At 67.8% G+C, this 1,014-nt stretch carries 1 protein-coding gene; it reads left to right on the top strand.

What is annotated here, in order from left to right:
* Window positions 1-7: 7 nt before the first annotated feature.
* The coding region (locus HLH36_RS19475; protein WP_338030493.1) for a pyridoxal-phosphate-dependent aminotransferase family protein at window positions 8-1,014 on the top strand (1,007 nt) is incomplete at its 3' end.

Genomic DNA, 1,014 nt, shown 5'->3' with positions numbered 1-1,014 from the left:
AATAGAGGTGTTTGGACAGATCGACCCGCCGCAGCGGCTGTTGATGGGGCCTGGGCCGGTGAACGTGCCTCCGCGGGTGCTGCGGGCGATGTCGGCGGACATGCTGGGTCAGTTCGATCCGGAGATGACGCGCACCATGAACGAGACGATGGCGCTGTATCGCCGGGTGTTCATGACGGAGAACCGGTGGACGTTCCTGGTGGACGGGACGGCGCGGGCGGGGATCGAGGCGGCGCTGGTGTCGCTGGTCGAGCCCGGTGCGCGGCTGCTGGTGATCCGGGCGGGGCGGTTCGGGCTGCTGCTGTCGGAAATCGGGCAGCGGATCGGGGCGGAGATCCGCACGCTGGATATACCCTGGGGCGACGTGGCGAGCCTGGAGCAGATTGAGGCGGCGATCATGACCCATCGCCCGCAGGTGTTCGCGGCGATCCATGGCGATACCTCGACCACCATGGCGCAGCCGCTGGCGGGTGTCGGGGCGATCTGCCAGCGGCATGGTGTGCTGTCCTATGTCGATGCCACGGCGACGCTGGGCGGCATGGCGGTGGCGACCGATGCATGGGGCGTGGATGTGGTGACGGGCGGCTTGCAGAAATGCATGGGCGGCCCGCCGGGTTCGGCGCCGATCACGATCTCCGACCGGGCGGCGGCGCATATCATGAAGCGCCGGCATGTGGAGGCGGGCATTCGCGGCGAGGATCTGGACGAAGGGCCGGGGGCGCTGATCCGGTCGAATTATTTCGACCTTGCGATGATCATGGAATACTGGTCGGAGAAGCGGCTGAACCACCATACCGAGGCGACCAGCATGCTCTATGCGGCGCGCGAGGCGGCGCGGGTGGTGCTGGAAGAAGGGCTGGAAGCGCGTTTCGCGCGGCATCGGGCGGCGGGTGCCGCGATGAGTGCGGGGCTGCGGGCGATGGGGCTGAGCCTGTATGGGCAGGATGCCTATCGCATGACCAACGTGACGGGGGTTTATATTCCCGACGGCGTGGATGGCGAGCGGGTGCGGGC

It is taken from the genome of Gluconacetobacter aggeris, from assembly GCF_014174395.1.
Classification (GTDB): domain Bacteria; phylum Pseudomonadota; class Alphaproteobacteria; order Acetobacterales; family Acetobacteraceae; genus Gluconacetobacter; species Gluconacetobacter aggeris.
The sequence above is the reverse complement of the archived record's forward strand: the minus strand, read 5'-3'. Positions and strand labels throughout refer to the sequence as shown.